Origin of the sequence: Streptomyces sp. SA15 (assembly GCF_002291145.1) — a bacterium.
In the GTDB taxonomy this organism is placed as follows: domain Bacteria; phylum Actinomycetota; class Actinomycetes; order Streptomycetales; family Streptomycetaceae; genus Streptomyces.
Genome location: NZ_NTGE01000120.1, coordinates 58,871 through 83,460, shown reverse-complemented (window position 1 = coordinate 83,460; position 24,590 = coordinate 58,871). Strand labels below are relative to the sequence as shown.

Here is a 24,590-nt window from a genome sequence, read left to right as displayed (position 1 = left end):
TCGCCGGGGTCTCCCCGCGCTAAGGTCTCCCCCAAGGGACGTTACTGATCGGTAAGGGGATTCGGCATGCAGCTCGGGATCAACCTCGGCTACTGGGGCGCCGGTATGGACGCGGACAATCTCGCCGTCGCCCAGGAGGCCGACCGGCTCGGCTACGCCGTCTGCTGGGCCGCCGAGGCCTACGGCTCCGACGCGGCCACCGTGCTCACCTGGGTCGCCGCCCAGACCGAGCGCATCGATGTGGGCTCGGCCATCTTCCAGATCCCGGCCCGCCAGCCGGCCATGACCGCGATGACCGCCGCCACCCTCGACTCGCTCTCCGGCGGCCGCTTCCGCCTCGGCCTCGGCGTCTCCGGCCCCCAGGTCTCCGAGGGCTGGTACGGCGTCAAGTTCGACAAACCCCTCTCCCGCACCCGCGAGTACGTCGAGATCATCCGCAAGGCGATGACCCGGGAACGGCTCTCCTACGAGGGCGAGCACTGGACCCTGCCCCTCCCCGGCGGCCCCGGCAAGCCCATCAAGCTCACCGTGCACCCCCAGCGCGAGCACATCCCGCTCTACATCGCCGCCATCGGCCCGAAGAACCTCGAACAGACCGGCGAGATCGCCGACGGCGCCCTGCTGATCTTCCCCTCCGCCGACCATCTCGAGGACACGGCGATCAAGTACCTGCGCGCCGGACGCGAAAAGGCCGGCAAGACCCTCGACGGCTTCGACGTCTGCCCGACCCTGCCCCTCGCCGTCGGCGACGACAAGGACGTGACCACCCTCGCCGACACCTTCCGCCCGTACACCGCGCTGTACGTCGGCGGCATGGGCAGCCGCAAGCAGAACTTCTACAACCAGCTGGCCCAGCGCATGGGCTACGAGAAGGAAGCCGCGGAGATCCAGGACAAGTACCTCTCCGGCGACAAGCAGGGCGCCGCGACAGCCGTACCGCACGACCTGATCGACAAGACGACCCTGCTGGGCTCGGTCGACCGGATCGCGGACCGGATGAAGGCCTACGCCGAGGCCGGAGTCACCACCCTCACCCTCGCCCCGGCAGGCTTCACGCTCGACGAGCGGATCGCCTCACTCCGCGCCGGCACGCAGGCCCTGGAACGCGCCGGCCTCGCGTAACACACGGTTCAACACATCCGGTTCAACCACCGAGGTTTCCGCGGCCGTGGTGGGGGCTCGGGGGTCCACCCCGCCACGGCCGTCACGCGGAACAACGCGCCCGAGCCCGCGCGGTTACGCCGCCACGCGCCCCTGAGGGTCCTTCTTTCGGCGGAGTTGTCCGACACAACTGTTGCAGCACCCCTCGCGCCGCATTTGACTCGTTCTTTGCGGAATCCTGCGGAGAGCCCGGCAGAGAGGTGCCCACGATGCTTTCGGCCAAGAGTCTGTTCGAAGAGATCCTCGACAACGACGAGTCCTTCCGCCTGTTCTGCTCCATCGCGGCCAGCGGGGAGTCACAGGGCGGCTGGGAGAACGCCCGCATCGCCGCGCTCGTGCCCGAGACCGAGCGTGCACTGGCCCCCAAGATCACCCGGCACGGCGCGGACGAGGACAAGCACGGGCGGATCTTCAACGCCCTGCTGAAGAAGCGCCATCTCGAACCCGTCCCGGTCCCGCCCGAGACGGACTACACGATGCTGCTGGAGAAGCACGGCATCGGTCTCGCCCACGACAAGCTCAAGAGCGACGAGCCCCTCACCGTCCAGGACATCGTCACCTACCTGTCGCACAGCCGGGTCACCGAGCAGCGCGCCTCCGAGCAGATGGAGCTGCTGCGCAAGCACTTCGCCGACCACCCCGACATCGGCCGCGCGATCAAGATGATCTCGGGCGACGAGGACAACCACCTCGCCTACTGCCACGAGGAACTGCTGCGCTTCGCGGCCGCCGGGCACGGCCGGGCCATCCAGCGGACGCTGCGCGAGTGCGCCCTCGCCGAGATCCGGATCTACCGGGACGTCAGCCTCGCCGTGATGGCTCACATGGGCCGCATCCTCGGCTGGCCGAGGGCGAAGTCGGCGGTGCTCGCGGCGGGCATCCACGCGGTGTACGCGTACGAGCGGGTCGTCGGCTGGCGCCGGATGGTGTCCCTGAAGATGCCGAAACGGCGCGACGCCCTGGGCGGCCCGGCGACCTCGGCGCCGGAGTTCGCCTGAGCTCGCCCGAGGGGACCGTCCCTACAACCACCCCCGGCTCTTGAACAGCCGGTACACCCCCACCTCCAGGGCGGCCATCAGACCGATCAACGCCGGATAGGACCACACCCAGCGCAACTCCGGCATGTGGTCGAAGTTCATGCCGTAGATCCCCGCGATCATCGTGGGGATCGCGGCCATGGCCGCCCACGCGGAGATCTTCCGCATGTCGTTGTTCTGCCGGACGCTCATCTGCGCCAGATGCGCGGAGAGGATGTCGGAGACCAGCCGGTCGAGGCCCTCCACGGACTCGTTCACGCGCGTGAGATGGTCGCTGACGTCACGGAAGAAGGGCCGTGCCCTGTCGTTCACGAACGGCACCGCGCCACCGAACGCCCCCACGCCCGCCAGACGCGACACCGGCACCGCCAGCGGCCCGGTCGCCCGCCGGAACTCCAGGATCTGTCGCTTGAATGTGTAGATCCGGGACGCGGTGTGGCGCGAGCCGCCGTCCGGGGAGAACACCTCCGCCTCCAGCTCCTCCAGGTCGGTCTGCAGTTCGGTCGCCACGTCCAGGTAGTGGTCGACGACGGCGTCGGCGACCGCGTAGAGCACGGAGGTCGGCCCCTTGCCGAGCATCTCAGGCTCCTGCTCCAGCCGCCGCCGTACAGCGCTCAGCGGGGAGCCCTCGCCGTGGCGGACGGTCACCACGAAGGAGTCGCCGAGGAAGAGCATGACCTCGCCGGTGGAGACGGCGTCGCTGTTCGGCTCGTACACCACCGGCTTCAGGACGAGGAACAGCGAGTCGTCGTAGACCTCCAGCTTGGGCCGCTGATGGGCCTTCAGCGCGTCCTCCACCGCCAGCGGATGGAGCCCGAACTCCTCGGTGACATGGTCGACCTCGTTCCCGGACGGCTCGTGCAGCCCGATCCACACGAACCCGTGCGCGGCCCGTGCCTCGGCGAGAGCGTCGGACAGGTCCTCGGGGCCCGCCGTCCGGTGTCCGTCCCGGTAGATGGCACAGTCGACGATCACGGAGCGCATTCTCCCGCCGCCCGGCGGCACCGGCCCCGGTACGGACGCCTACGCTGGTCCGCATGCCCACGCTGATCCTCGTCCGGCACGGACGATCCACCGCCAACACCGAAGGACTGCTCGCCGGGTGGACACCCGGCGTCGTCCTCGACGAGCGCGGCGCCGCCCAGGCCGCCGCGCTGCCCGGGCGCCTGGCCGGGCTGCCGATCGCCGAGGTCGTCACCAGTCCGCTGGAGCGCTGTCAGGAGACGATCCGGCCGCTGCTCGAGGCCCGGCCCGAGCTGCGCGCGCACACCGACGAGCGGATCGGGGAGTGCCACTACGGCGACTGGTCCGGCCGCAAGCTGGCCGAGCTGAAGGACGAGCCGCTGATGGAGGTCGTGCAGGCGCACCCCTCGGCGGCCGCGTTCCCCGGTGGCGAGTCGATGCGGGCGATGCAGACGCGCGCCGCCGAGGCGGTGCGTGAGTGGAACGCGCGCGTGGAGCGCGATCACGGCGCCGACGCCGTCTACCTGATGTGTTCGCACGGCGACGTCATCAAGTCGCTCGTGGCGGACGCACTCGGACTTCATCTCGACCTCTTCCAGCGGATTTCCGTTGAACCGTGTTCCATCACCGCGATCCGCTACACACGCCTGAGGCCGTTTCTCGTCCGCCTCGGGGACACCGGTGATTTCGCCTCCCTGGTGCCGCACGAGGAGCCTCCGGCCGGCGATGCGACGGTCGGGGGCGGCGCGGGCGCACCGTGATCGTCCGGCGCAGTAGGGTGAAGCGGTCGAAGCAGCGCCGTACTCACGATTTCGCCGTACTCACGATTCCAATGGAGACAGGACGTGTCCCGTCAGGTGTTCCTCTACGACCCCCCGGACCGCTTCGTGGCCGGCACGGTAGGACTGCCCGGACGCCGTACGTTCTTCCTCCAGGCCATCGCCGGCTCCCGGGTGACCAGCGTGGCCCTGGAGAAGACCCAGGTCGCCGCCCTTGCCGAGCGCATGGACGAGCTTCTGGACGAGGTCGTACGCCGTAGCGGCGGCAGTGCCGCCGTGCCGGCCGTGGCGCCCACCGAGATCTCCGACACCGCCCCCCTGGAGACCCCCGTCGAGGAGGAGTTCCGGGTCGGCACCATGGCCCTGGCCTGGGACGGCGAGGAGCAGCGCATGATCGTCGAGGCGCAGGCCCTCGTGGAGCTCGACGCCGACACCGACGAGGACCTCGCCGAGGCCGAGGAGCGGCTGCTCCAGGACGAGGAGAACGGGCCCCCGATGCTGCGGGTCAGACTCACCGGCGCGCAGGCTCGGGCCTTCGCCAAGCGCGCCCTCGACGTCGTCAACGCCGGGCGGCCGCCGTGCCCGCTGTGCAGCCTCCCGCTCGACCCGGAAGGACACGTATGTCCGCGCCAGAACGGATACCGCCGCGGAGCGTGACGACCACCGGGGCGATGTCGACCGAGCCGTTCGCCGAGTTGCTCGCCGAGGGCGAGCTGACCGTGCGCGGCCGCATCCGGGACGCGTCCAACGCGGCGCTCTACTGCACGGTCTCCCACCAGGGCCGGGAGGCCGCCTGCATCTACAAGCCGGTGGCCGGGGAGCGGCCGCTGTGGGACTTCCCCGACGGGACCCTCGCCCAGCGGGAGGTGGCCGCGTACGAGGTCTCGGAGGCGACCGGCTGGGGGCTCGTACCGCCCACGGTGCTGCGGGACGGGCCGTACGGCGAGGGCATGTGCCAGCTGTGGATCGAGGCGACGCCCGAGGCGGAGCTGCTCGCTCTGGTCGACGCGGAGGAGCCGGAGCCCGGCTGGAAGGCGATCGGCTTCGCCGAGGTCGGTGAGGGACGGACCGCGCTTCTCGTGCACGCCGACGACGAGCGGCTGCGCCGGCTCGCCGTGCTGGACGCCGTGATCAACAACGCGGACCGCAAGGGCGGTCACCTGCTGCCCGCCGCCGAGGGCCGTCTGTACGGCATCGACCACGGGGTCACCTTCAATGTCGAGAACAAGCTGCGGACCCTGCTGTGGGGGTGGGCGGGGGAGCCGCTGACGGGGGAGTCCATCGACGTGCTCGAAGCTCTCAAGGAGGCGCTCGGGGCGTCCGGTGCGCTGGCCGTGCGGCTGGCCGGACTGATCACAGACGCCGAAATCGCCGCCACGCGCACGCGTGTCGATGAGTTGCTGGCCACGGGCAAGCACCCGGAGCCCAGCGGGGAGTGGCCGGCCATTCCGTGGCCGCCGGTGTAGTCGTAGGGTCGCGGCGGCACACTGTGCCGTATCGCGCAAGAACGCCTCACCGGCCATCCGGCCCGGTCCGGTTCGTATACGGAACATCCGTCCGGTTAGGCTCATGACATGCATGCCTGGCCCGCTTCCGAGGTCCCCGCCCTGCCTGGTCAGGGCCGCGACCTGAGGATCCACGACACCGCGACCGGCGGCCCGGTCATCCTCGACCCCGGTCCCGTCGCCCGTATCTACGTCTGCGGCATCACGCCGTACGACGCGACGCACATCGGTCACGCGGCGACCTACAACGCGTTCGACCTCGTGCAGCGCGTGTGGCTCGACACCAAGCGGCAGGTTCACTACGTCCAGAACGTCACCGACGTCGACGATCCGCTCCTGGAGCGGGCGCAGCGTGACGACATCGACTGGGTCGCCCTCGCCGAGAAGGAGACGGCCCTCTTCCGCGAGGACATGACCGCCCTGCGGATGCTGCCCCCTCAGCAGTACATAGGCGCGGTCGAGGCCATACCCGGCATCGTGCCGCTCGTCGAGCGGCTGCGGGAGGCCGGCGCCGCCTACGAGCTCGAAGGGGACATCTACTTCTCCGTCGAGTCCGACCCCCACTTCGGCGAGGTGTCCCGCCTGGACGCCGCCGCCATGCGACTGCTGTCCGCCGAACGCGGCGGCGACCCGGACCGTCCGGGCAAGAAGAACCCGCTCGACCCGATGCTGTGGATGGCCGCCCGCGCGGGCGAGCCCAGCTGGGACGGCGCCTCGCTCGGGCGCGGGCGGCCCGGCTGGCACATCGAGTGCGTGGCCATCGCCCTCGACCACCTCGGCATGGGCTTCGACGTCCAGGGCGGCGGCTCCGACCTCGTCTTCCCGCACCACGAGATGGGCGCCTCGCACGCCCAGGCGCTGACCGGCGAGTTCCCCATGGCCAAGGCGTACGTCCACGCCGGCATGGTCGCCCTGAACGGCGAGAAGATGTCGAAGTCCAAGGGCAACCTGGTCTTCGTGTCGCAGCTGCGGCGCGACGGCGTCGACCCCGCCGCCATCCGGCTGGCGCTGCTCGCCCACCACTACCGGGCCGACTGGGAGTGGACCGGCCAGGTCCTCCAGGACGCCCTGGCCCGGCTCGACCGCTGGCGGGCCGCCGTGTCCCGGCCCGACGGTCCGCCCGCCGACGCGCTCGTCGAGGAGATCCGCGAGGCCCTCGCCGCCGACCTGGACGCGCCGGCCGCGCTGGCCGCCGTAGACCGGTGGGCGGCTCTTCAGCAGGAGCGGGGCGGTACGGACGAAGGCGCCCCCGGCGTCGTGTCGCGTGCGGTGGACGCGCTGCTGGGTGTGGCGTTGTAGCCGGCGCCGGGTTCGCATGAGCGAGAAAGGGGCGCTTCCCTCGCGGGGAGCGCCCTCCGTCCTTCAGGAGCGGGCCAGATCCGCTGGATCCGTACGCGCCGCAGGAATGAGGAACCGTCAGCCCGTGACGACCAGGCCGACGATCTCGTCGTCCGAGAACCAGGCCCGGACGTCCGGCCGTCCCCCCGCGAAGGCGGTGTGCACCGCCTGGCGGATCTCGAGGGACGGGTCGTTGAGTTGCGCCAGCCGCCGGCCACGAACAGCCGGAGCCGGGGCGGGAGTTCAGGCGGATACGGCAGCAGCTCGTCCCAGTACCGTTCCGCCCGGCCCGAGCCCACCGCCTCGGGCAGCAGCCGGGGTGACCGCCGCCTTGATGTCGGGCCGGTTGCCGATCCGCTGGGAGGCGGGCCGCCCCGGCGCAGTCCTGCTGCGGGGAGCCTGTGGCCCGCAGTACCGCGCGGGCGCGGTCGGGCACGCCGATCACGGCGGCGTGATTGCGCCAGGCCAGGTCGGTCAGCGGGGTGCCGACGACGACTCCGGCCGGCTTGGCGGCCAGGTCCTCGTGGCCCAGTTGCCCGCCGCCCTCGACGTCGATCACCGTCACCCCCTGCCCCGATCCACCGGGCCGCTGCCACGCCCAGTGGGCGTCGACGCCCTCGGGCGCGGGCCGCAGATAGCCCTGACGGTTCGTGAAGTCCGGTGTGACGGGCGCCCCTTGCTTCAGCCGGGTGTCCTCCCCGACCTGCCCGAGGGAGGCGGGTACGGCGCCCGGCTTCACGTACGCAGTGTCGATGCCCGGCAGGGCGGCGATCCGCGCCCGCAGCTCGTGGCCGTTTCCCTCACCCCCGCGTACCCGGTAGAAGAGCGCCAGGTCGGGCACGTCCTCGGCGACCGACGACTGGAGCAGCTGCTCCTCGCTGCCGAACAGCGGTTCAAGGGTGAGCTGTTCGTCGCTGAGGAAGATGTTCAGGGCCGACACATCGGCATCGGCCGCCGAGCGGACGCCTTCGCCCTGGGCCCGCAGCCGGGCCTCGGGGCGTGCGACTTCGGGGGACAACCATGCAATCCGTCCGGAAACTGATGTCCCGCCGCAATCCGGCCAAAGGCTGCGGAGGTGACGGTCATGTGATGGGGTGGGAGCGTCTGTTGACCGTTCGGCCGGCCGCGGGTCGGCCCCTTGGCAGAAGGACGCACAGTGGCACCCACGGACCGTTCCTTCGCACGTCGAAGACTCCTGACCACCGCCGCCGCGCTCTCGGGCGCGGCCCTGCTCGGCGGCACCGCGCACGCGGCCGAAACCGGGCAGCACGCGTGGCCCGCACAGTTCCCGCTGCCCGACGGCTTCCAGCCCGAGGGCATCACCATCGGCACGAAGCCCTTCGCGTACTTCGGCTCACTCGCGAACGGGGACATCTACCGGGCGAGCCTCGCCACGGGCCGCGGCTCGGTCCTGAGCAAGGGCCCCGGCGCGGGCCACCCTTCCGTAGGCCTGAAGATCGACCGGCACTGCCGCAGGCTCTTCGTCGCCGGCGGCGACAGCGGTGAGATCCGGACGATCGACGCCCGCTCTGGCGAGATCGAGAAGGTGTACGCCACCGGCGGCACCTTCGTGAACGACGTCATCCTCACCCCGGGCGCCGCCTGGTTCACCGACTCGTTCAAGCCGGTGCTCTACAAGCTGCTCCTCGACCCGCATGGCACGCCCGGTGCCGTGCAGACCGTGCCGCTGGGCGGCGACTGGGCGCAGGGCACGGACTTCACCGCCAACGGCATCGAGCGCACGCCCGACGGCAGCGCCCTGCTCGTTGTCAATGCCTTCGCGAACGGCGGCAGCCTCATGCGGGTCGACCCGCGTACCGGGGTCGCCCGCACTGTCGACCTCGGCGCGGCCCGACTGCCCAACGGGGACGGCCTGTTGCTGCTCGGCCGGATCCTCTACGCCGTCCAGCAGCAGCAGAACGCGGTCGACGTCCTCCGGCTGAACGCGGCCGGCACCAAGGGCACCGCGATCGCCCGCATCACCGACCCACGCTTCCGCATCCCGACGACGGTGGCGGCGTGGGGCAAGCGCCTGTACCTGCCCAACGCGCGCTTCGACGTGGAGCCGACGCCTCAGACCGAGTACGACGTGGTGGCGGTGGACCAGATCTGACGGTCCATCCGACGGCATCCGATGACATCTGTCACAGAAGGGGCGGTGCGCGCGAAGCGCACCGCCCTCACTGGTTCAGTCCTCCGATGAAGAGTCCTCGTCGTCCGCTCCCGGCTTCGGCGGCTTCGGTGGTCGCGTACGGCCGCTGGGATTGTCCCCCCGCAGAAACGGCGGGCTGTCGCTGCCGTCCGCCGTGGCGTGCCCGCCGGAACCGGCCGGTCCACCGCCGTCCCGGCGCCGCAGATACCGCTCGAACTCCCGGGCGATCGCCTCGCCCGACGCCTCCGGCAGCTCCGCGGTGTCCCGGGCCTCCTCCAGCGACTGGACGTACTCGGCGACCTCGCTGTCCTCGGCGGCCAGCTGGTCCACGCCCACCTGCCAGGCACGCGCGTCCTCGGGCAGCTCGCCCAGCGGGATGCGCACGTCGATCAGGTCCTCCAGGCGGTTGAGCAGGGCCAGCGTCGCCTTCGGGTTCGGCGGCTGCGACACGTAGTGCGGCACCGCCGCCCACAGCGACACGGCCGGCACGCCCGCGTGCGTGCACGCCTCCTGGAGGATGCCGACGATGCCCGTGGGACCCTCGTACTTGGTCTCCTCCAGGTCCATACGGCGGGCCAGGTCCGCGTCGGACGTGACGCCGCTGACCGGGACCGGCCGGGTGTGCGGGGTGTCGCCGAGCAGGGCGCCCAGGATCACCACCAGCTCCACCCCCAGTTCGTGGGCGAAGCCGAGGATCTCGTTGCAGAACGAACGCCATCGCATCGACGGTTCGATACCTCGGACGAGCACGAGATCGCGCGGCTTCTCGCCGCCGACCCGGACGACCGACAGACGGGTCGTGGGCCACGTGATCTTGCGTACGCCGGCGTCCAACCACACCGTGGGCCGGTTCACCTGGAAGTCGTAGTAGTCCTCGGCGTCCAGCGCCGCGAACACCTCGCCCTTCCATTCCCTGTCCAGATGCGCGACCGCGGTGGAGGCGGCGTCGCCGGCATCGTTCCAGCCCTCGAACGCGGCCACCATGACTGGGTCGATCAGCTCGGGAACTCCCTCCAGCTCGATCACCCAGCGCCTCCTTCCGACGTGCCCTCGCTTAACGACCCAACCTTACGGCGTGCGGCGGGGGCGCCCGCAGCCCCCTTGCACGGGGGAGTGAACGCATCACTGCCCCGATCGCCACCCCGGAACACCCAGGAGTCATCCGAGCTGTCTCGAACGAGGGTCCGAGACCTCACCGGGACGAGGCCGTGAAGTCCCACGAAGCGGACTCGATGTCCCACGAAGCGGACCTGCTGCCTCACGAAGCGGACCCGCTGCTCACGAAGTGGACCCGCTGCCTCACAAGGTCGACCGCAGCCACTGCTCCACGCTCGCGATATGCACGGTCGCCCACGAGCGGGCCGCCTCCGCGTCCCGGTCGCGCAGCGCGGCCAGGATCGCCCGGTGTTCGTGCAGGGTGCGGCTGACCGCGTCCTCCTGGGTCAGCCCGCGCCAGATCCGCGCCCGGGTGGTGGGCCCGGACAGGCCGTCGAGCAGGGAACACAGCACCGAGTTCCCCGAGCTCTGCACGATGCCGCGGTGGAAGTCCAGGTCGCAGGCGACCAGCTCCTCCACCGACGGGGCGTCGCCCAGCTTGTCCAACTGGGCCGTGAGGGCATCCAGTTGCTGCTCGCTGATCCGGGAGGCCGCCATCGCCGTGGCGGCCGGCTCGAGGATGCGGCGGACGGCCAGGAACTCCAGGACCGTGTCGTCGCGGTGGAAGTCGACGACGAAGCTCAGCGCCTCGAGCAGGAGTTGCGGGTCGAGGCTGGTCACGTACGTGCCGTCGCCCTGTCGGACATCCAGGATCCGGATCAGCGACAGGGCGCGGACGGCCTCGCGCAGAGAGTTGCGGGACAGGCCCAGTTCGGCGGCGAGTTCACTCTCCTTGGGCAGCCGGTCGCCGGGGCGCAGCGCGCCGGAGACGATCATGCCTTTGATCTTCTCGATCGCCTCGTCGGTGACTGCCATGGCCGGCCTCCCTGTGGTTCAGGCATGTCCTTCGGAAGCATGCCGTTCAGACATCCGATGTCTTTTCGCCATTATGGGGTCCGCAGGGTGGGAGGGAGCATCGAACGCCCTGGTCCGACGTCTCAGGGCACGCGAAAGGGGCGGCCCCGTCGGCGTGGAGCCGCCCCTTTCCCGTCGTACCGCCTACTTCTTGTCCAGCAGGTCCCGCACCTTCGCGCGCACGTCGTCCGTCGCCAGACCTCGGATCGTCAGGGTCGTACGGCGGCGCAGTACGTCGTCCGGCGTCTCGGCCCACTCGTTGTCGCGGGCGTAGACGACCTGGGCCCAGATCTCCGGGGCGTCCGGGTGGACGCGCTCGCCCAGTTCCGGGTTCTCGTTGGCGAGGCGGGCGATGTCGAAGGCCAGCGAGCCGTAGTGCGTGGCCAGGTGCTTGGCCGTGTCGGCGGCCATGCGCGGTCCCGGCGCCGGGTGGTCGGTCAGCAGGCGGTGGGCGACCGCGCGCGGGTTGGCGATGCCCGGCAGCGGCAGCTTCTTCGGCAGCGAGGAGATCGGCTCGAAGTCGTCGCCCAGCGGCTGCCCCGGCAGCGCCTGAAGCTTCTGCATGACCGTACGGCCGATGTGCCGGAACGTCGTCCACTTGCCGCCCGCGACCGACAGCATCCCGCCCTTGCCCTCGGTCACCACCGTCTCGCGCTTGGCCTTCGCCGTGTCCCCGGGGCCGCCCGGCAGCACCCGCAGACCCGCGAAGGCGTACGTGATCAGGTCACGGTCCAGCTGCTGGTCCCGGATCGAGAAGGCCGCCTCGTCCAGGATCTGGGCTATGTCCTTGTCGTTGACCGCGACGTCCGCCGGGTCGCCCTCGTACTCCTCGTCCGTGGTGCCCAGCAGGAGCATGTCCTCCCAGGGGAGGGCGAAGGTGATGCGGTACTTGTCGATGGGGGTCGCCAGCGCGGCCTTCCACGGCGACGTCCGCTTCAGGACCAGGTGAGCGCCCTTGGACAGGCGGATGGACGGGGCCGCGTTCGGGTCCTCAAGGCGGCGCAGGTGGTCGACCCAGGGGCCGGTCGCGTTCAGGACGAGACGGGCGTTCACCCCGAACTCGTCACCGGACTGGCGGTCGCGCAGCTCGGCACCCGTCACCCGGCCCTTGGTGAAGCGCAGGCCGGTGACCTCGGCGTGGTTCAGGACCACCGCGCCCGCTTCGACGGCCGCACGGACCGTCATCAGCGCCATGCGCGCGTCGTTCATCTGGTCGTCGCCGTACACGGCCACGGCCTTGAGGTTCTCGGTGCGCAGCTCGGGCACGTCCTGCTGCGCCTTGGCGGGGGAGAGCAGGTGCCCCACGCCGTCGCCGAAGGCCGAGAGCATGGAGTAGGCGAAGACGCCCGCCCCCAGCTTCGCCGCGCCGTGCGGCCCGCCCTTGTACACGGGGAGGTAGAAGGTGAGCGGGTTCGCCAGGTGAGGGGCCACCTGGCGGGAGACCGCACGGCGCTCGAAGTGGTTCTCCGCCACCAGCTTCACCGCGCCGGTCTGCAGATAGCGCAGACCGCCGTGGAGCAGCTTGGAGGAGGCGGACGACGTGGCGCCGGCGAAGTCGCCGGCGTCGACCAGAGCCACCCGCAGGCCGGACTGCGCGGCGTGCCAGGCGGTGGAGATGCCCAGGATGCCGCCGCCGATCACGAGAAGGTCGTACGACGCCTTGGCGAGCTGCTCCCGGGTCTCGGCCCGGCTCGGGTTCGAACCGGAGGCCGGGCGCGTACCGAGGGCAGGCACGGACTGCAGGGTGGACTGACTGGTCATGTCGGGTTCTTACTCCTCATCAGAGCTTAAGAGGGGTTCTCGTCAGCTCTCGTCCTCGAGCCAGCCCATGGTCCGCTCGACGGCCTTGAGCCAGCTCTTGTACTCACGGTCGCGGGTCTCCGCGTCCATGCGGGGGGTCCACTCGGCGGCCCGGCGCCAGTTGGCGCGCAGGTCGTCGGTGCTGGTCCAGAAGCCGACGGCGAGACCGGCGGCGTAGGCGGCGCCGAGGCAGGTGGTCTCGGCGACCATCGGGCGCACCACGGGGGCGTCCACGAAGTCCGAGAGGGTCTGCATCAGCAGGTTGTTGGAGGTCATGCCGCCGTCGACCTTGATCGCCGCGAGCTCGACGCCGGAGTCCTTCGTCATCGCGTCGGTGATCTCACGGGTCTGCCAGGCCGTGGCCTCCAGGACGGCACGCGCCAGGTGCGCCTTGGTGACGTACCGGGTCAGACCGGCGATCACGCCACGGGCGTCGGAGCGCCAGTACGGGGCGAACAGGCCGGAGAAGGCGGGCACGAAGTACGCGCCGCCGTTGTCCTCGACCGACAGGGCGAGCGTCTCGATCTCGGCGGCCGTCGAGATGAGGCCCATCTGGTCGCGCATCCACTGCACCAGCGAACCAGTGACGGCGATCGAGCCCTCCAGGGCGTAGACCGGCTTGTCGTCACCGATGCGGTAGCCGACCGTGGTCAGCAGGCCGTTGTACGAGTTGACCGGCTTCTCACCGGTGTTCATCAGCAGGAAGGTGCCGGTGCCGTACGTCGACTTGGCCTCGCCCTCGGCGAAACAGGTCTGGCCGAACAGGGCCGCCTGCTGGTCGCCGAGCGCGGAGGCGACGGGAATGCCGCCGAGGACGTCGCCGAGCTTGCCGCCGGTGACCTCGCCGTAGACCTCGGCGGAGGAGCGGATCTCGGGCAGCATCTGCTGCGGCACGCCGATGGACTCGCATATCTTCTCGTCCCACTCCATGGTGTGGAGGTTCATGAGAAGCGTGCGGGAGGCGTTGGTGACGTCGGTGACGTGCCGGCCGCCGTCGACACCGCCGGTCAGGTTCCAGATGACCCAGCTGTCCATGGTGCCGAAGAGGATGTCGCCGGCCTCGGCGCGCTCGCGCAGGCCCTCGACGTTGTCCAGCAGCCAGCGGGCCTTCGGACCGGCGAAGTAGGAGGCGAGGGGAAGACCGGTCTCGCGGCGGAAACGGTCCTGCCCGACGTTGCGGCCGAGCTCCTTGCACAGCGAGTCGGTGCGGGTGTCCTGCCAGACGATGGCGTTGTGGACGGGCTCACCGGTGTTCTTGTCCCACAGCAGCGTGGTCTCACGCTGGTTGGTGATGCCGATGGCCTTGATGTCGTCCCGGGTGATGCCGGCCTTCTCGATGGCTGAGGCGACGACCTCCTGGACGTTGGTCCAGATCTCGGTGGCGTTGTGCTCGACCCAGCCCGGCTTCGGGAAGATCTGCTCGTGCTCCTTCTGGTCGACGGAGACGATACGGCCGTCCCGGTCGAAGACGATGCAGCGGCTGGAGGTCGTGCCCTGGTCGATGGCGGCGATGAAGGGGCCGGCGGTGTGCGCGTCGGTCACTGTGTGCTCCTGGGAGGTTCCGTGGTGGTGGGGACTGGTTCTACTACTGCTCAAGCCATTTCGAATCTGTTCAGTTCTCTGTTCAGTTCGAATCTGATCTAAGCGAAAGCGACGTTGTAGATGCCTGCCGCGATGGCCCCGCCGATCAGCGGGCCCGCCACCGGGATCCAGGCGTAGGTCCAGTCGGAGCCGCCCTTGTTGGGCAGGGGCAGTAGGGCGTGCACGATGCGCGGGCCGAGGTCACGGGCCGGGTTGATCGCGTAGCCGGTCGGGCCGCCGAGGGACAGACCGATCGAGACGACCACCAGCGCGGTGATCAGGGCCCCCAGGGTCCCGAGGCCCTTGCCGCTGTCGTTCAGGCCCTGCGTGAGGACGGCCAGCACCAGCACGACGGTGCCGATGATCTCCGTGGCGAGGTTCTGCCACACGACCCGGACCTCGGGGCCGGTGGAGAAGATTCCCAGGACCGGGCCGGCGCCCGTCTCCTGAGCCTCGACGGCCTCGGTCTTCGTGGCCTGCGCGCCCGGACCGCCGACGATCTCCTTGTCGGTGAGGTGCGCGTGGAACTGGCCGTAGTAGGCGATCCAGACCAGGGCCGCGCCGATCATGGCGCCGAGCATCTGTCCGGCCCAGTAGGTCGGAACGTTGCTCCAGTCGTCGTCCTTGATCGCGAGCGCGAGCGTCACGGCCGGGTTGAGGTGGGCGCCGGAGAGCGGCGCCGAGGTGTACACGGCCGTCAGAACGGCGAAACCCCACCCGAAGGTGATGGCGAGCCAGCCGGCGTTGCGGGCCTTGGAGGCCTTCAGCGTCACGGCGGCACAGACGCCGCCGCCGAGCAGGATGAGTATGGCGGTACCGATGGTCTCGCCGATGAAGATGTCGGAGCTGGACACCCGCGACTCCTTTGTCCTTCGTCCAGGGGGAGAGCTGCCGGCCCTTGGCGCTGTCACACTCTAACGCCTATTGCCGGTCGGTGTTCGACATTGTCGACCGATGGACGGGAGTCTTGCTGTGGCGTTACGGGCACGTCAAGAGTTCTGTAATCGAAAACACGATCGTTATTGATCGTGTAGGGCTGTCGCATGCGCCGGTCGCTCACGACTGAGGGCCGGGACATCCAAGCGATGTCCCGGCCCTGTCGTGTACGTCGCTCAGAACCGCCCGGCACCCAGATCCCGCGACACCGCGCGGGCGCAGTCCCGGACCGCCGCGATCAGCTCAGGGCGCAGTTCCCCGTCCCGGCACAGCCGCTCCACGGCCCCGGTGACACCGACCGCGCCCACCGGCATGCGCCGCCGGTCGTGGATGGGCGCGGCGATGGAGGCGACGCCCTCCCAGGTCTCCTCGACGTCCGCCGCGTACCCACGCGCGCGCGTGAAGTCGAGGATCTGCTCGAAGGCGTCCAGGTCGCAGACGGTCCGGTCGGTGAAGGCCTTCCGGTCGCTCTCCAGCGCCTCGCTGTGCGCGACCGGGTCGTACGCCGACAGGACCTTGCCCAGGGCCGTGCAGTGCAGGGGCTGCATGGCCCCGATCTCCAGCACCTGCCGGCTGTCGTCGGGCCGGAAGACGTGATGCACGATCAGCACGCCCTGCTGGTGCAGGACGCCCAGGTGGACGCTCTCGCCGCTGGAACGGGCCAGGTCGTCCGTCCACACCAGGGCGCGCGCCCGCAACTCGTGCACGTCGAGGTAGGTCGTGCCCAGACGCAGCAGTTCGGCGCCCAGCTGGTAGCGCCCGGAGGCGTCCTCCTGCTCGACGAAGCCCTCCTGCTGGAGGGTGCGCAGGATGCCGTGCGCGGTGCCCTTGGCGAGGCCCAGGGACGAGGCGATGTCCGACAGGCCGAGTCTCCGCTCGCCGCCCGCGAGGAGCCGCAGCATCGCGGCCGCCCGTTCGAGCGACTGGATGTTCCGTGCCATCGCCGTCCTGCCTCCGTCCCCTACGACCGTCGACTCGCGACGCCGCTGCCACTGTTCGGCAATGTCGAACACTACCGGTCCATGTCGACCTCCCGCTAACAGTCGGGCAGGATCGGTCGGCATCTGTTGCGTCACTCGTATCCCGTCCGTGGCCCGCCCGCCATCCTCGTCCGTCCCGTGGACGCCCTGACCAACCGTTGCCCGACCCGGTTACCCTGGGCGGCGTGCGCCCACCGCGGAAGGTGTCGCGGGCGCCGTAAAGCCGACAGCCGTCGCACCTAAGGGAGCCCCTTACATGGCCTCGTTGCCACCGACCCCTTCCGCCGACAGCCGGACCCGTGTGTCCGCCCTCCGTGAGGCCCTCGCCACCCGAGTGGTCGTCGCCGACGGAGCGATGGGCACCATGCTTCAGGCCCAGGATCCGACCCTGGAGGACTTCGAGAACCTCGAGGGCTGCAACGAGATCCTGAACATCACCCGCCCCGACATCGTGCGCTCCGTCCACGACGAGTACTTCGCCGTGGGCGTCGACTGCGTGGAGACCAACACCTTCGGGGCCAACCACACGGCGGCGGCGGAGTACGACATCGCCGACCGCGTGCACGAACTGTCCGAGGCGGGAGCCCGCATCGCCCGCGAGGTGGCGGACGAGTACACCGCCCGTGACGGCAGGCCCCGCTGGGTCCTGGGCTCCGTCGGCCCCGGCACCAAGCTGCCCACGCTCGGCCACATCGACTACGCCACGATCCGCGACGGCTACCAGGCCAACGCCGAGGGACTGCTCGCGGGTGGCGCCGACACCCTGATCGTCGAGACGACCCAGGACCTGCTCCAGACGAAGGCCTCCGTCCTGGGCGCCCGGCGCGCCATGGAGGCGACCGGCGTCGAGGTGCCGCTGGTGGTGTCGATGGCGTTCGAGACGACCGGCACCATGCTGCTCGGCTCGGAGATCGGGGCCGCGCTGACGGCGTTGGAGCCGCTGGGCATCGACATGATCGGCCTGAACTGCTCGACCGGCCCGGCCGAGATGAGCGAGCACCTGCGCTACCTCACCCGGCACTCCCGCATCCCGCTGCTGTGCATGCCGAACGCGGGCCTGCCGATCCTCACCAAGGACGGCGCGCACTTCCCGCTCGACCCGGAAGGGCTGGCCGACGCGCAGGAGACGTTCGTCCGTGACTACGGCCTCTCCCTCATCGGCGGTTGCTGCGGCACGACTCCCGAGCACCTGCGTCAGGTCGTGGAGCGCGTCAGCGACCTCACGCCCGCCGAGCGCAGCCCGCGTCCCGAGCCGGGTGCGGCCTCGCTCTACCAGTCGGTGCCGTTCCGCCAGGACACCTCGTTCCTGGCGATCGGTGAGCGCACCAACGCCAATGGTTCGAAGAAGTTCCGTGAGGCCATGCTGGAGGGCCGCTGGGACGACTGTGTGGAGATGGCCCGGGAGCAGATCCGCGAGGGCGCCCACATGCTGGACCTGTGTGTGGACTACGTGGGCCGGGACGGCGTCGCGGACATGGAGGAGTTGGCCGGCCGCTTCGCCACGGCCTCCACGCTGCCGATCGTCCTGGACTCCACCGAGGTCGACGTCATCCGGGCGGGCCTGGAGAAGCTGGGCGGCCGCGCGGTCATCAACTCGGTGAACTATGAGGACGGCGACGGCCCCGAGTCCCGTTTCGCGATGGTGACCCAGCTGGCGCGGGAGCACGGTGCCGCGCTGATCGCGCTGACCATCGACGAGGAGGGCCAGGCCCGCACGCCGGAGAAGAAGGTGGAGATCGCCGAGCGGCTGATCGACGACCTGACCGGCAACTGGGGTATCCACGAGTCGGACATCCTCATCGACACCCTGACCTTCACCATCTGCACCGGTCAGGAGGAGTCGCGCAAGGACGGCATCGCCACCATCGAGGCGATCCGGGAGCTCAAGCGGCGCCACCCGGACGTGCAGACGACGCTGGGCCTGTCGAACATCTCCTTCGGCCTGAACCCGGCCGCGCGCATCCTGCTCAACTCGGTCTTCCTCGACGAGTGCGTGAAGGCGGGCCTGGACTCGGCGATCGTGCACGCGTCGAAGATCCTCCCGATCGCGCGCTTCAGCGAGGAGGAGGTGCAGACGGCCCTCGACCTGATCTACGACCGCCGGGCCGAGGGCTATGACCCGCTGCAGAAGCTGATGCAGTTGTTCGAGGGCGCCACCGCCAAGTCCCTGAAGGCGGGCCGGGCCGAGGAACTGGCCGCGCTGCCGCTGGACGAGCGCCTCAAGCGGCGCATCATCGACGGTGAGCGCAACGGCCTGGAGGCCGACCTCGATCTCGCGCTGGCGGAGCGTCCCGCCCTGGACATCGTCAACGAGACGCTGCTGGACGGTATGAAGGTCGTCGGTGAGCTGTTCGGCTCCGGGCAGATGCAGTTGCCGTTCGTCCTGCAGTCCGCCGAGGTGATGAAGGCGGCCGTCGCCTACCTCGAGCCGCACATGGAGAAGACGGACGACGACGGCAAGGGCACCATCGTGCTGGCGACCGTGCGCGGTGACGTGCACGACATCGGCAAGAACCTCGTCGACATCATCCTGTCGAACAACGGCTACAACGTGGTCAACCTGGGCATCAAGCAGCCGGTCTCGGCGATCCTGGAGGCGGCCGAGGAGCACCGGGCCGATGTGATCGGTATGTCCGGGCTGCTGGTGAAGTCCACAGTGATCATGAAGGAGAACCTGGAGGAGCTCAACCAGCGCGGCATGGCGGCCGACTTCCCGGTCATCCTCGGTGGTGCCGCGCTGACGAGGGCGTACGTCGAGCAGGACCTGCACGAGATCTACGAGGGCGAAGTCCGCTATGCCCGGGACGCGTTCGAGGGTCTGCGTCTGATGGACGCGCTGATCGGCGTCAAGCGGGGGGTTCCGGGGGCGAAGCTGCCCGAGCTGCGGCAGCGCCGGGTGCGTGCGGCGGCCCCCGCGGTCGAGGTGGAGGAGCGCCCGGAGGAGGGCCACGTCCGCTCCGATGTCGCCACCGACAATCCGGTCCCCAAGCCCCCCTTCTGGGACACCCGTGTCATCAAGGGCATCCAGCTCAAGGAGTACGCGTCCTGGCTGGACGAGGGCGCTCTGTTCAAGGGGCAGTGGGGTCTGAAGCAGGCCCGCACCGGTGAGGGGCCGTCGTACGAGGAACTCGTCGAGAGCGAGGGCCGGCCGCGGCTGCGCGGCCTGCTCGACAAGCTCCAGACGGAGAATCTGCTGGAAGCGGCCGTGGTCTATGGCTACTTCCCGTGCGTGTCCAAGGACGACGACCTGATCATTCTGGACGAGCAGGGCAACGAGCGGACCCGGTTCACCTTCCCGCGTCAGCGCCGTGGCCGCCGGCTGTGTCTGGCGGACTTCTTCCGCCCGGAGGAGTCCGGCGAGACGGACGTCGTCGGCCTCCAGGTCGTCACCGTCGGCTCCCGCATCGGCGAGGAGACCGCCCGGCTGTTCGAGTCGGACTCCTACCGTGACTACCTCGAACTGCACGGCCTGTCCGTACAGTTGGCCGAGGCGCTCGCCGAGTACTGGCACGCGCGCGTGCGTTCGGAGCTGGGCTTCGCGGGTGAGGACCCGGCCGACATGGAGGACATGTTCGCCCTGAAGTACCGGGGTGCCCGGTTCTCCCTCGGCTACGGCGCCTGCCCGAACCTGGAGGACCGCGCCAAGATCGCCGACCTGTTGAAGCCGGAACGGATCGGCGTCCAGCTGTCCGAGGAGTTCCAGCTGCACCCGGAGCAGTCCACCGACGCCATCGTCATCCACCACCCGGAGGCGAAGTACTTCAACGCACGCTGAGGCGTGTCTCACAGAGCGCGCTGATCGGATAAGCCGTAGACTGGTCGGTCCACCGCAGGCCGGTTCCCCATGTGGGAACCGGCCTGATCGTCCCTCAAGGAGGTGTGCCCGGATGACCAGTACGGTCCCCGCGCCAGTAACCCGTACGGCCGAAGGCTCCGCTCTGCAGGCCGTGCTCCTCGACATGGACGGAACCCTGGTGGACACCGAGGGCTTCTGGTGGGACGTCGAGGTGGAGATCTTCGCCGGTCTCGGCCACGCCCTCGACGACTCCTGGCGCCATGTCGTGGTCGGTGGCCCCATGACCCGCAGTGCGGGGTTCCTGATCGAGGCCACCGGAGCCGACATCACCCTCGCCGAACTCACGGTGCTGCTCAACCAGGGCTTCGAGGACCGCATCGACCGCGCCCTGCCGCTGATGCCGGGAGCCACCCGGCTGCTGACGGAGCTGGCCGCGCACGAGATCCCCACGGCCCTGGTCTCCGCCTCGCACCGGCGCATCATCGACCGGGTGCTCACGTCCCTCGGCCCCGAGTTCTTCGCGCTGACCGTCGCGGGCGACGAGGTGCCGCGCACCAAGCCGCATCCCGACCCGTACCTGTTCGCCGCCAACGGGCTCGGCGTGGATCCGGCCAGATGCGCGGTCGTCGAGGACACCGCGACCGGCGTCGCGGCGGCGGAGGCAGCGGGCTGCCATGTGGTGGCGGTGCCCTCCGTGGCGCCCATCGCCCCGGCCGCCCGGCGCACGGTCGTGACCTCACTCGAAGAGGTCGACCTGGCATTTCTGCGCGGACTGTTGACGATTTGACGATCCAACGGGCGCCTTGATGACGGAAATGCACGGGGTGTTCACCGAGCGTGCAGTGTCGATAGGACGGGAATTCCACGGGGCGTGTCCAAGGGAATTCGAACCGCACCGGATGGCTGAATTCCGGTGCTTCCGCACACCGTTCAGTATGTGACGTTCCCCACGTCATCAGGGGTCGACAGGGGTACCGATGTGTGCCGTTCCCCCTCATTCGGGGGGAGTGGGCGTGCCTTTGTGTCCCGATTCATCAAAGCCTGCACTAATCCTTCCATCCTCGGGTTTCCGGTCCGTTCGCAGCCGATTCCGCTCCGTGATGGGCACTCAACTCCGGTCGCTGCGAAACCCCGTGCCGGTGCGGACTAATCTCCTAGCGAGACCATCGACCTCACCCCGTGATCCGCCGCACCACCCATGCATGCCGGATACACGGACTGGACAGCTCTGGAGAAACTCGAGCATGAACCGCAAGACTTTGGTGCTGCCGGCCGTGATCGGCCTGCTCGCGCCGGTGCTCGCCGCCTGCGGCGGGTCCGACAGCGGGAGCGACGGCGGCGACGCGATCGTCGTCGGCACCACGGACCGGTTCACCGCCTCGAAGGACGCCCCCGCGCCCGTCGACCCGGCCTACGCCTACGACGTCGGCACCTGGAACATCCTGCGCCAGACCGTGCAGACCCTGATGATCCAGCCGAAGGGCGACGGCGAGCCCGTCCCCGAGGCCGCGCAGAGCTGCGGCTTCACCGACTCCGGCAACGAGCGCTACGCCTGCAAGCTGCGCGACGGCCTGAAGTTCGCGGGCGGCGACGCCATCACCGCCGAGGACGTGAAGTTCTCGATCGACCGCGCTCGCGCCATCCAGTCCGACAGCGGTGTGTTCGCCCTGTTGTCCACCATCGACACCGTCGAGACACAGGGCGACAACGAAGTCATCTTCCATCTCAAGACCGCCGACGCCACCTTCCCGTACAAGCTGTCGACGCCCGTCGCCGGCATCGTCAACCCCGACGACTACGAGAAGAACAAGCTGCGCGACGGCTTCGACGTGGACGGCTCCGGCCCGTACACCATGCGGGCCGACGTCAAGGGCGACGAACTCGTCAATGCCGTGTTCACCAAGAACCCCAACTACAAGGGGACGCTGAAGGTGAACAACGACAAAGTGGAGTTGCGCTCCTTCGCCGACGCCGACGACATGGGCAGCGCGCTGGAGAAGGGCGACATCGACCTGATGACCCGCTCGATGTCGCCGGCCCAGATCCAGAAGCTGTCCGACGCGTCCGGCGGCGCCGTCGACCTCGTCGAGGTGGCCGGCCTGGAGATCCGCTACCTGGCCTTCAACACCAGCGCCCCGGCCGTGAAGTCCAAGGCCGTCCGCGAGGCGATGGCCCAGGTCGTCGACCGCAACGAACTCGTCTCCAAGGTGTACGGCTCCCAGGCCGAGCCGCTGTACTCGATGGTCCCGGCCTCCATCACCGGCCACTCCAACTCGTTCTTCAACAAGTACGGCGACCCCAGCGTGCCCAAGGCCAAGTCCGTGCTGACCCAGGCCAACATCACCACCCCGGTGAAGCTGACCCTGCACTACACGACCGACCACTACGGCTCGGCCACCAAGGAAGAGTTTGAGCTGCTGCAGAAGCAGCTCAACGACAGCGGCCTGTTCGACGTGACCATCAAGGGCGAGCCCTGGGCGACCTTCGTACCGGCCGAGCGCAAGGGCGAGTACGAGGTCTGGGGCATGGGCTGGTTCCCGGACTTCCCGGACGCCGACAGCTACATCGCGCCGTTCCTCGACAAGGACAACTTCCTCAAGCTGCCGTACGCCAACAGCCAGATCCGCAACACCCTCATCCCGGAGTCCCGCCGCGAGGCCGACCGGCTGTCCGCCGTCGCCAGCCTGACGAACATTCAGGACATCGTCGCCGAGGACGTTCCGCTGCTGCCGCTGTGGCAGGGCAAGCAGTACGTCGCCGCCCGCGACAGCGTCACGGGCACGGCCTACGCCCTCAACTCCTCCTCGACGCTTCAGCTGTGGGAGCTCGGCCGCGGTGTGAGCGGCTGACACCTTCACCTGACCGGGGCCCGGGAGGGTGGCCCCGGTGTCCACACAATCGACCAAAGGCACCTGCACGTGAATATGCGCAACCAGTGGCCGGTCCTGCCCATCGTGGCAGGGCTGGCCTCCGGCCTGTTGACCGGCTGCGGAACGGAGTCCGGGGGCTCCGGGGGCAGTGGCTCCTCGGTGGTGATGGGGATGTCCGACGATGTCCTGGCCACCGACCCCGCCTCCGGCTACGACCCCGGCTCCTGGCTGTTGTTCAACAACGTCTTCCAGTCGCTGCTGAGCTTCCCCAAGGGCAGCACGGAACCCAAGCCGGAGGCCGCCGAGGAATGCTCCTTCACGGACACGCGGACCCAGGTCTACGAGTGCACCCTGAAGGACGGCCTGAAGTTCAGCAACGGTGATTCGCTCACCTCTCAGGACGTCAAGTTCTCCTTCGATCGCATGCTGAGGATCAACGACGACGAGGGCCCCGCGATCATGTTCCCCATGCTCGACAAGGTCGAGACGCCGGACGACAAGACGGTGGTCTTCCGCCTGAACACGCCCGACGCCACCTTCCCGAGCAAGATCGCCTCCGGTGCCGGCTCCATCGTCGACCACACCCAGTACGACGCCGACAGCCTGCGCGAGGACGGCGAGGCGATCGGCTCCGGCCCCTACAAGCTGGAGTCGTTCAGCGAGGACGAGGCCGTCTTCTCGGTCAACGAGAACTACAAGGGCACCGCCGACGTGCAGAACACCGGCGTCACGCTCAAGCTCTTCCACGGCGACCAGTCCGCCCTGAAGCGGGACCTGCTCGCCAAGAAGATCGACATCGCCTACCGCGGCCTCAGCGCGAACGACATCGCCGACATCGAGAAGACCGGCGACAACTCCGGCGTCGAGGTCGTCGAGGGCAGCAGCGCCGAGGTCCAGCACCTGGTCTTCAACATGGACGACCCGGTGGCCGGACAACTCGGCGTGCGCCAGGCCATCGCCCACCTGCTCGACCGGGACGCCCTCATCAGGGACGTATACCAGGGCACGGCCACCCCGCTGTACTCGATCATCCCGGCCGGAATCTCCGGCCACAACACGGCCTTCTTCGACACCTACGGCGCCCGCCCCTCCAAGGCCAAGGCCGCCGCCGCGCTGCAGAGCGACGGCATCACCGGCAAGGTCAAGCTGACCCTCTGGTCGACCCCGTCCCGCTACGGCCCGGCCACCGACGCCCTGCTGAAGGCGATCGCCGGTCAGCTCAACGCCAGCGGCCTGTTCGACGCCGACGTGAAGTCCGTGGCCTTCGACCAGTACGAGAAGGACATCGAAGCCGGCAAGTACGGCGTCTACGTCAAGGGCTGGGTGCCCGACTACCCCGACGCCGACAACTTCACGGGCCCCTTCTTCGGCAAGGGCAACGTGCTGAGCAACAACTACACCAACAGCACGATCACTGGCACGCTCATCCCGCAGACCTCCGCCCAGAGCGACCGCTCCGCGACCGACGAGAGCTTCGGCAAGCTGCAGGACATCGTCGCCGACGAGCTGCCCGTCCTGCCCGTCTGGCAGGCCAAGCAGTACGCGGTCACCCGCGACGACGTCTACGGCCTGGAGTACTGCCTCGACGCCTCCACCGTGTTCCGCTTCTGGGAACTCAGCAAGGACTGACGGACCGCCGCACGAACAGGTCCCAACGAGAAGCCGAGGGCGCCCCTTGCCGA

Annotated in this window: 19 protein-coding genes; 12 read left to right on the top strand and 7 right to left on the bottom strand. The window is 69.4% G+C overall.

Features of this window, described 5'->3' with window-relative positions:
* Positions 1-66 precede the first annotated feature (66 nt).
* Entirely contained in the window at positions 67-1,122 is a 1,056-nt protein-coding gene (locus CLM62_RS28160) for an LLM class F420-dependent oxidoreductase (RefSeq protein ID WP_095752711.1), read from the top strand.
* A gap of 248 nt (positions 1,123-1,370) precedes the next feature.
* A complete protein-coding gene (locus CLM62_RS28155; RefSeq protein ID WP_095752710.1) occupies positions 1,371-2,159 on the top strand; it encodes a hypothetical protein in 789 nt (262 codons plus the stop codon).
* A 21-nt stretch (positions 2,160-2,180) separates the two neighbouring features.
* Here the strand turns inward: CLM62_RS28155 and corA are convergent, their stop codons facing one another.
* Positions 2,181-3,173 carry a magnesium/cobalt transporter CorA gene (corA, locus tag CLM62_RS28150; RefSeq protein WP_179382257.1) on the bottom strand — a complete coding sequence of 331 codons (993 nt, stop codon included), beginning with the start codon at positions 3,171-3,173 and terminating at the stop codon, positions 2,181-2,183.
* 62 nt (positions 3,174-3,235) lie between these two features.
* Between corA and CLM62_RS28145 the strand changes: the two genes are divergently transcribed.
* The 6 genes from CLM62_RS28145 to CLM62_RS28120 all read left to right on the top strand — a co-directional run bounded on the left by CLM62_RS28145 (position 3,236) and on the right by CLM62_RS28120 (position 8,896).
* A complete protein-coding gene (locus CLM62_RS28145) occupies positions 3,236-3,922 on the top strand; it encodes a histidine phosphatase family protein (RefSeq protein ID WP_095752708.1) in 687 nt (228 codons plus the stop codon).
* An 84-nt stretch (positions 3,923-4,006) separates the two neighbouring features.
* Positions 4,007-4,597: a DUF3090 domain-containing protein gene (locus CLM62_RS28140; RefSeq protein ID WP_095752707.1), complete on the top strand. Its 591-nt coding sequence runs from the start codon at positions 4,007-4,009 to the stop codon at positions 4,595-4,597.
* A 14-nt stretch (positions 4,598-4,611) separates the two neighbouring features.
* Positions 4,612-5,406, top strand: coding sequence for an SCO1664 family protein (locus CLM62_RS28135; RefSeq protein ID WP_095752764.1), 795 nt, complete (start codon positions 4,612-4,614; stop codon positions 5,404-5,406).
* A gap of 108 nt (positions 5,407-5,514) precedes the next feature.
* A complete protein-coding gene (gene mshC / locus CLM62_RS28130; protein WP_095752706.1) occupies positions 5,515-6,744 on the top strand; it encodes a cysteine--1-D-myo-inosityl 2-amino-2-deoxy-alpha-D-glucopyranoside ligase in 1,230 nt (409 codons plus the stop codon).
* 358 nt (positions 6,745-7,102) lie between these two features.
* On the top strand, positions 7,103-7,825 hold the full coding sequence (locus CLM62_RS50260; RefSeq protein WP_179382255.1) for a hypothetical protein: 723 nt from the start codon (positions 7,103-7,105) through the stop codon (positions 7,823-7,825).
* A gap of 114 nt (positions 7,826-7,939) precedes the next feature.
* The gene (locus CLM62_RS28120; RefSeq protein ID WP_095752705.1) at positions 7,940-8,896 is read left to right on the top strand and encodes an SMP-30/gluconolactonase/LRE family protein; all 957 of its coding nucleotides are present in this window, start codon (positions 7,940-7,942) and stop codon (positions 8,894-8,896) included.
* Between the two features lie 75 nt (positions 8,897-8,971).
* Here the strand turns inward: CLM62_RS28120 and CLM62_RS28115 are convergent, their stop codons facing one another.
* From CLM62_RS28115 to CLM62_RS28090, 6 genes are all read right to left on the bottom strand, one after another.
* A complete protein-coding gene (locus CLM62_RS28115) occupies positions 8,972-9,961 on the bottom strand; it encodes a PAC2 family protein (RefSeq protein WP_095752704.1) in 990 nt (329 codons plus the stop codon).
* Between the two features lie 273 nt (positions 9,962-10,234).
* Entirely contained in the window at positions 10,235-10,906 is a 672-nt protein-coding gene (locus CLM62_RS28110) for a FadR/GntR family transcriptional regulator (protein ID WP_095752703.1), read from the bottom strand.
* A 183-nt stretch (positions 10,907-11,089) separates the two neighbouring features.
* Entirely contained in the window at positions 11,090-12,706 is a 1,617-nt protein-coding gene (locus CLM62_RS28105; RefSeq protein ID WP_095752702.1) for a glycerol-3-phosphate dehydrogenase/oxidase, read from the bottom strand.
* Positions 12,707-12,748: 42 nt separating this feature from the next.
* On the bottom strand, positions 12,749-14,287 hold the full coding sequence (gene glpK, locus CLM62_RS28100; protein ID WP_095752701.1) for a glycerol kinase GlpK: 1,539 nt from the start codon (positions 14,285-14,287) through the stop codon (positions 12,749-12,751).
* Positions 14,288-14,385: 98 nt separating this feature from the next.
* Entirely contained in the window at positions 14,386-15,180 is a 795-nt protein-coding gene (locus CLM62_RS28095) for an MIP/aquaporin family protein (protein ID WP_095752700.1), read from the bottom strand.
* 258 nt (positions 15,181-15,438) lie between these two features.
* Positions 15,439-16,203, bottom strand: a complete 765-nt coding sequence (locus CLM62_RS28090; RefSeq protein WP_095752699.1) for an IclR family transcriptional regulator — start codon at positions 16,201-16,203, stop codon at positions 15,439-15,441.
* A 295-nt stretch (positions 16,204-16,498) separates the two neighbouring features.
* Here CLM62_RS28090 and metH point away from each other — a divergent pair, with 295 nt between their 5' ends.
* From metH to CLM62_RS28070, 4 genes are all read left to right on the top strand, one after another.
* Complete coding sequence (metH, locus tag CLM62_RS28085; protein WP_095752698.1) at positions 16,499-20,017, top strand: methionine synthase; 3,519 nt, start codon at positions 16,499-16,501, stop codon at positions 20,015-20,017.
* Positions 20,018-20,129: 112 nt separating this feature from the next.
* Positions 20,130-20,825 carry an HAD family phosphatase gene (locus tag CLM62_RS28080; RefSeq protein WP_095752697.1) on the top strand — a complete coding sequence of 232 codons (696 nt, stop codon included), beginning with the start codon at positions 20,130-20,132 and terminating at the stop codon, positions 20,823-20,825.
* 457 nt (positions 20,826-21,282) lie between these two features.
* Entirely contained in the window at positions 21,283-22,887 is a 1,605-nt protein-coding gene (locus CLM62_RS28075; RefSeq protein ID WP_095752696.1) for an ABC transporter substrate-binding protein, read from the top strand.
* A 69-nt stretch (positions 22,888-22,956) separates the two neighbouring features.
* Entirely contained in the window at positions 22,957-24,537 is a 1,581-nt protein-coding gene (locus CLM62_RS28070) for an ABC transporter substrate-binding protein (protein ID WP_095752695.1), read from the top strand.
* Positions 24,538-24,590 lie beyond the last annotated feature (53 nt).

What these genes read in the sequence shown, in the direction of transcription:
- CLM62_RS28160 (WP_095752711.1), top strand. Translation starts at nt 67, where the DNA reads ATGCAGCTCGGGATCAACCTCGGCTACTGGGGCGCCGGTATGGACGCG.
- CLM62_RS28155 (WP_095752710.1), top strand. Translation starts at nt 1,371, where the DNA reads ATGCTTTCGGCCAAGAGTCTGTTCGAAGAGATCCTCGACAACGACGAG.
- CLM62_RS28145 (WP_095752708.1), top strand. Translation starts at nt 3,236, where the DNA reads ATGCCCACGCTGATCCTCGTCCGGCACGGACGATCCACCGCCAACACC.
- CLM62_RS28135 (WP_095752764.1), top strand. Translation starts at nt 4,612, where the DNA reads ATGTCGACCGAGCCGTTCGCCGAGTTGCTCGCCGAGGGCGAGCTGACC.
- mshC (WP_095752706.1), top strand. Translation starts at nt 5,515, where the DNA reads ATGCATGCCTGGCCCGCTTCCGAGGTCCCCGCCCTGCCTGGTCAGGGC.
- CLM62_RS28110 (WP_095752703.1), bottom strand. Translation starts at nt 10,906, where the DNA reads ATGGCAGTCACCGACGAGGCGATCGAGAAGATCAAAGGCATGATCGTC.
- CLM62_RS28105 (WP_095752702.1), bottom strand. Translation starts at nt 12,706, where the DNA reads ATGACCAGTCAGTCCACCCTGCAGTCCGTGCCTGCCCTCGGTACGCGC.
- CLM62_RS28090 (WP_095752699.1), bottom strand. Translation starts at nt 16,203, where the DNA reads ATGGCACGGAACATCCAGTCGCTCGAACGGGCGGCCGCGATGCTGCGG.
- metH (WP_095752698.1), top strand. Translation starts at nt 16,499, where the DNA reads ATGGCCTCGTTGCCACCGACCCCTTCCGCCGACAGCCGGACCCGTGTG.
- CLM62_RS28080 (WP_095752697.1), top strand. Translation starts at nt 20,130, where the DNA reads ATGACCAGTACGGTCCCCGCGCCAGTAACCCGTACGGCCGAAGGCTCC.
- CLM62_RS28075 (WP_095752696.1), top strand. Translation starts at nt 21,283, where the DNA reads ATGAACCGCAAGACTTTGGTGCTGCCGGCCGTGATCGGCCTGCTCGCG.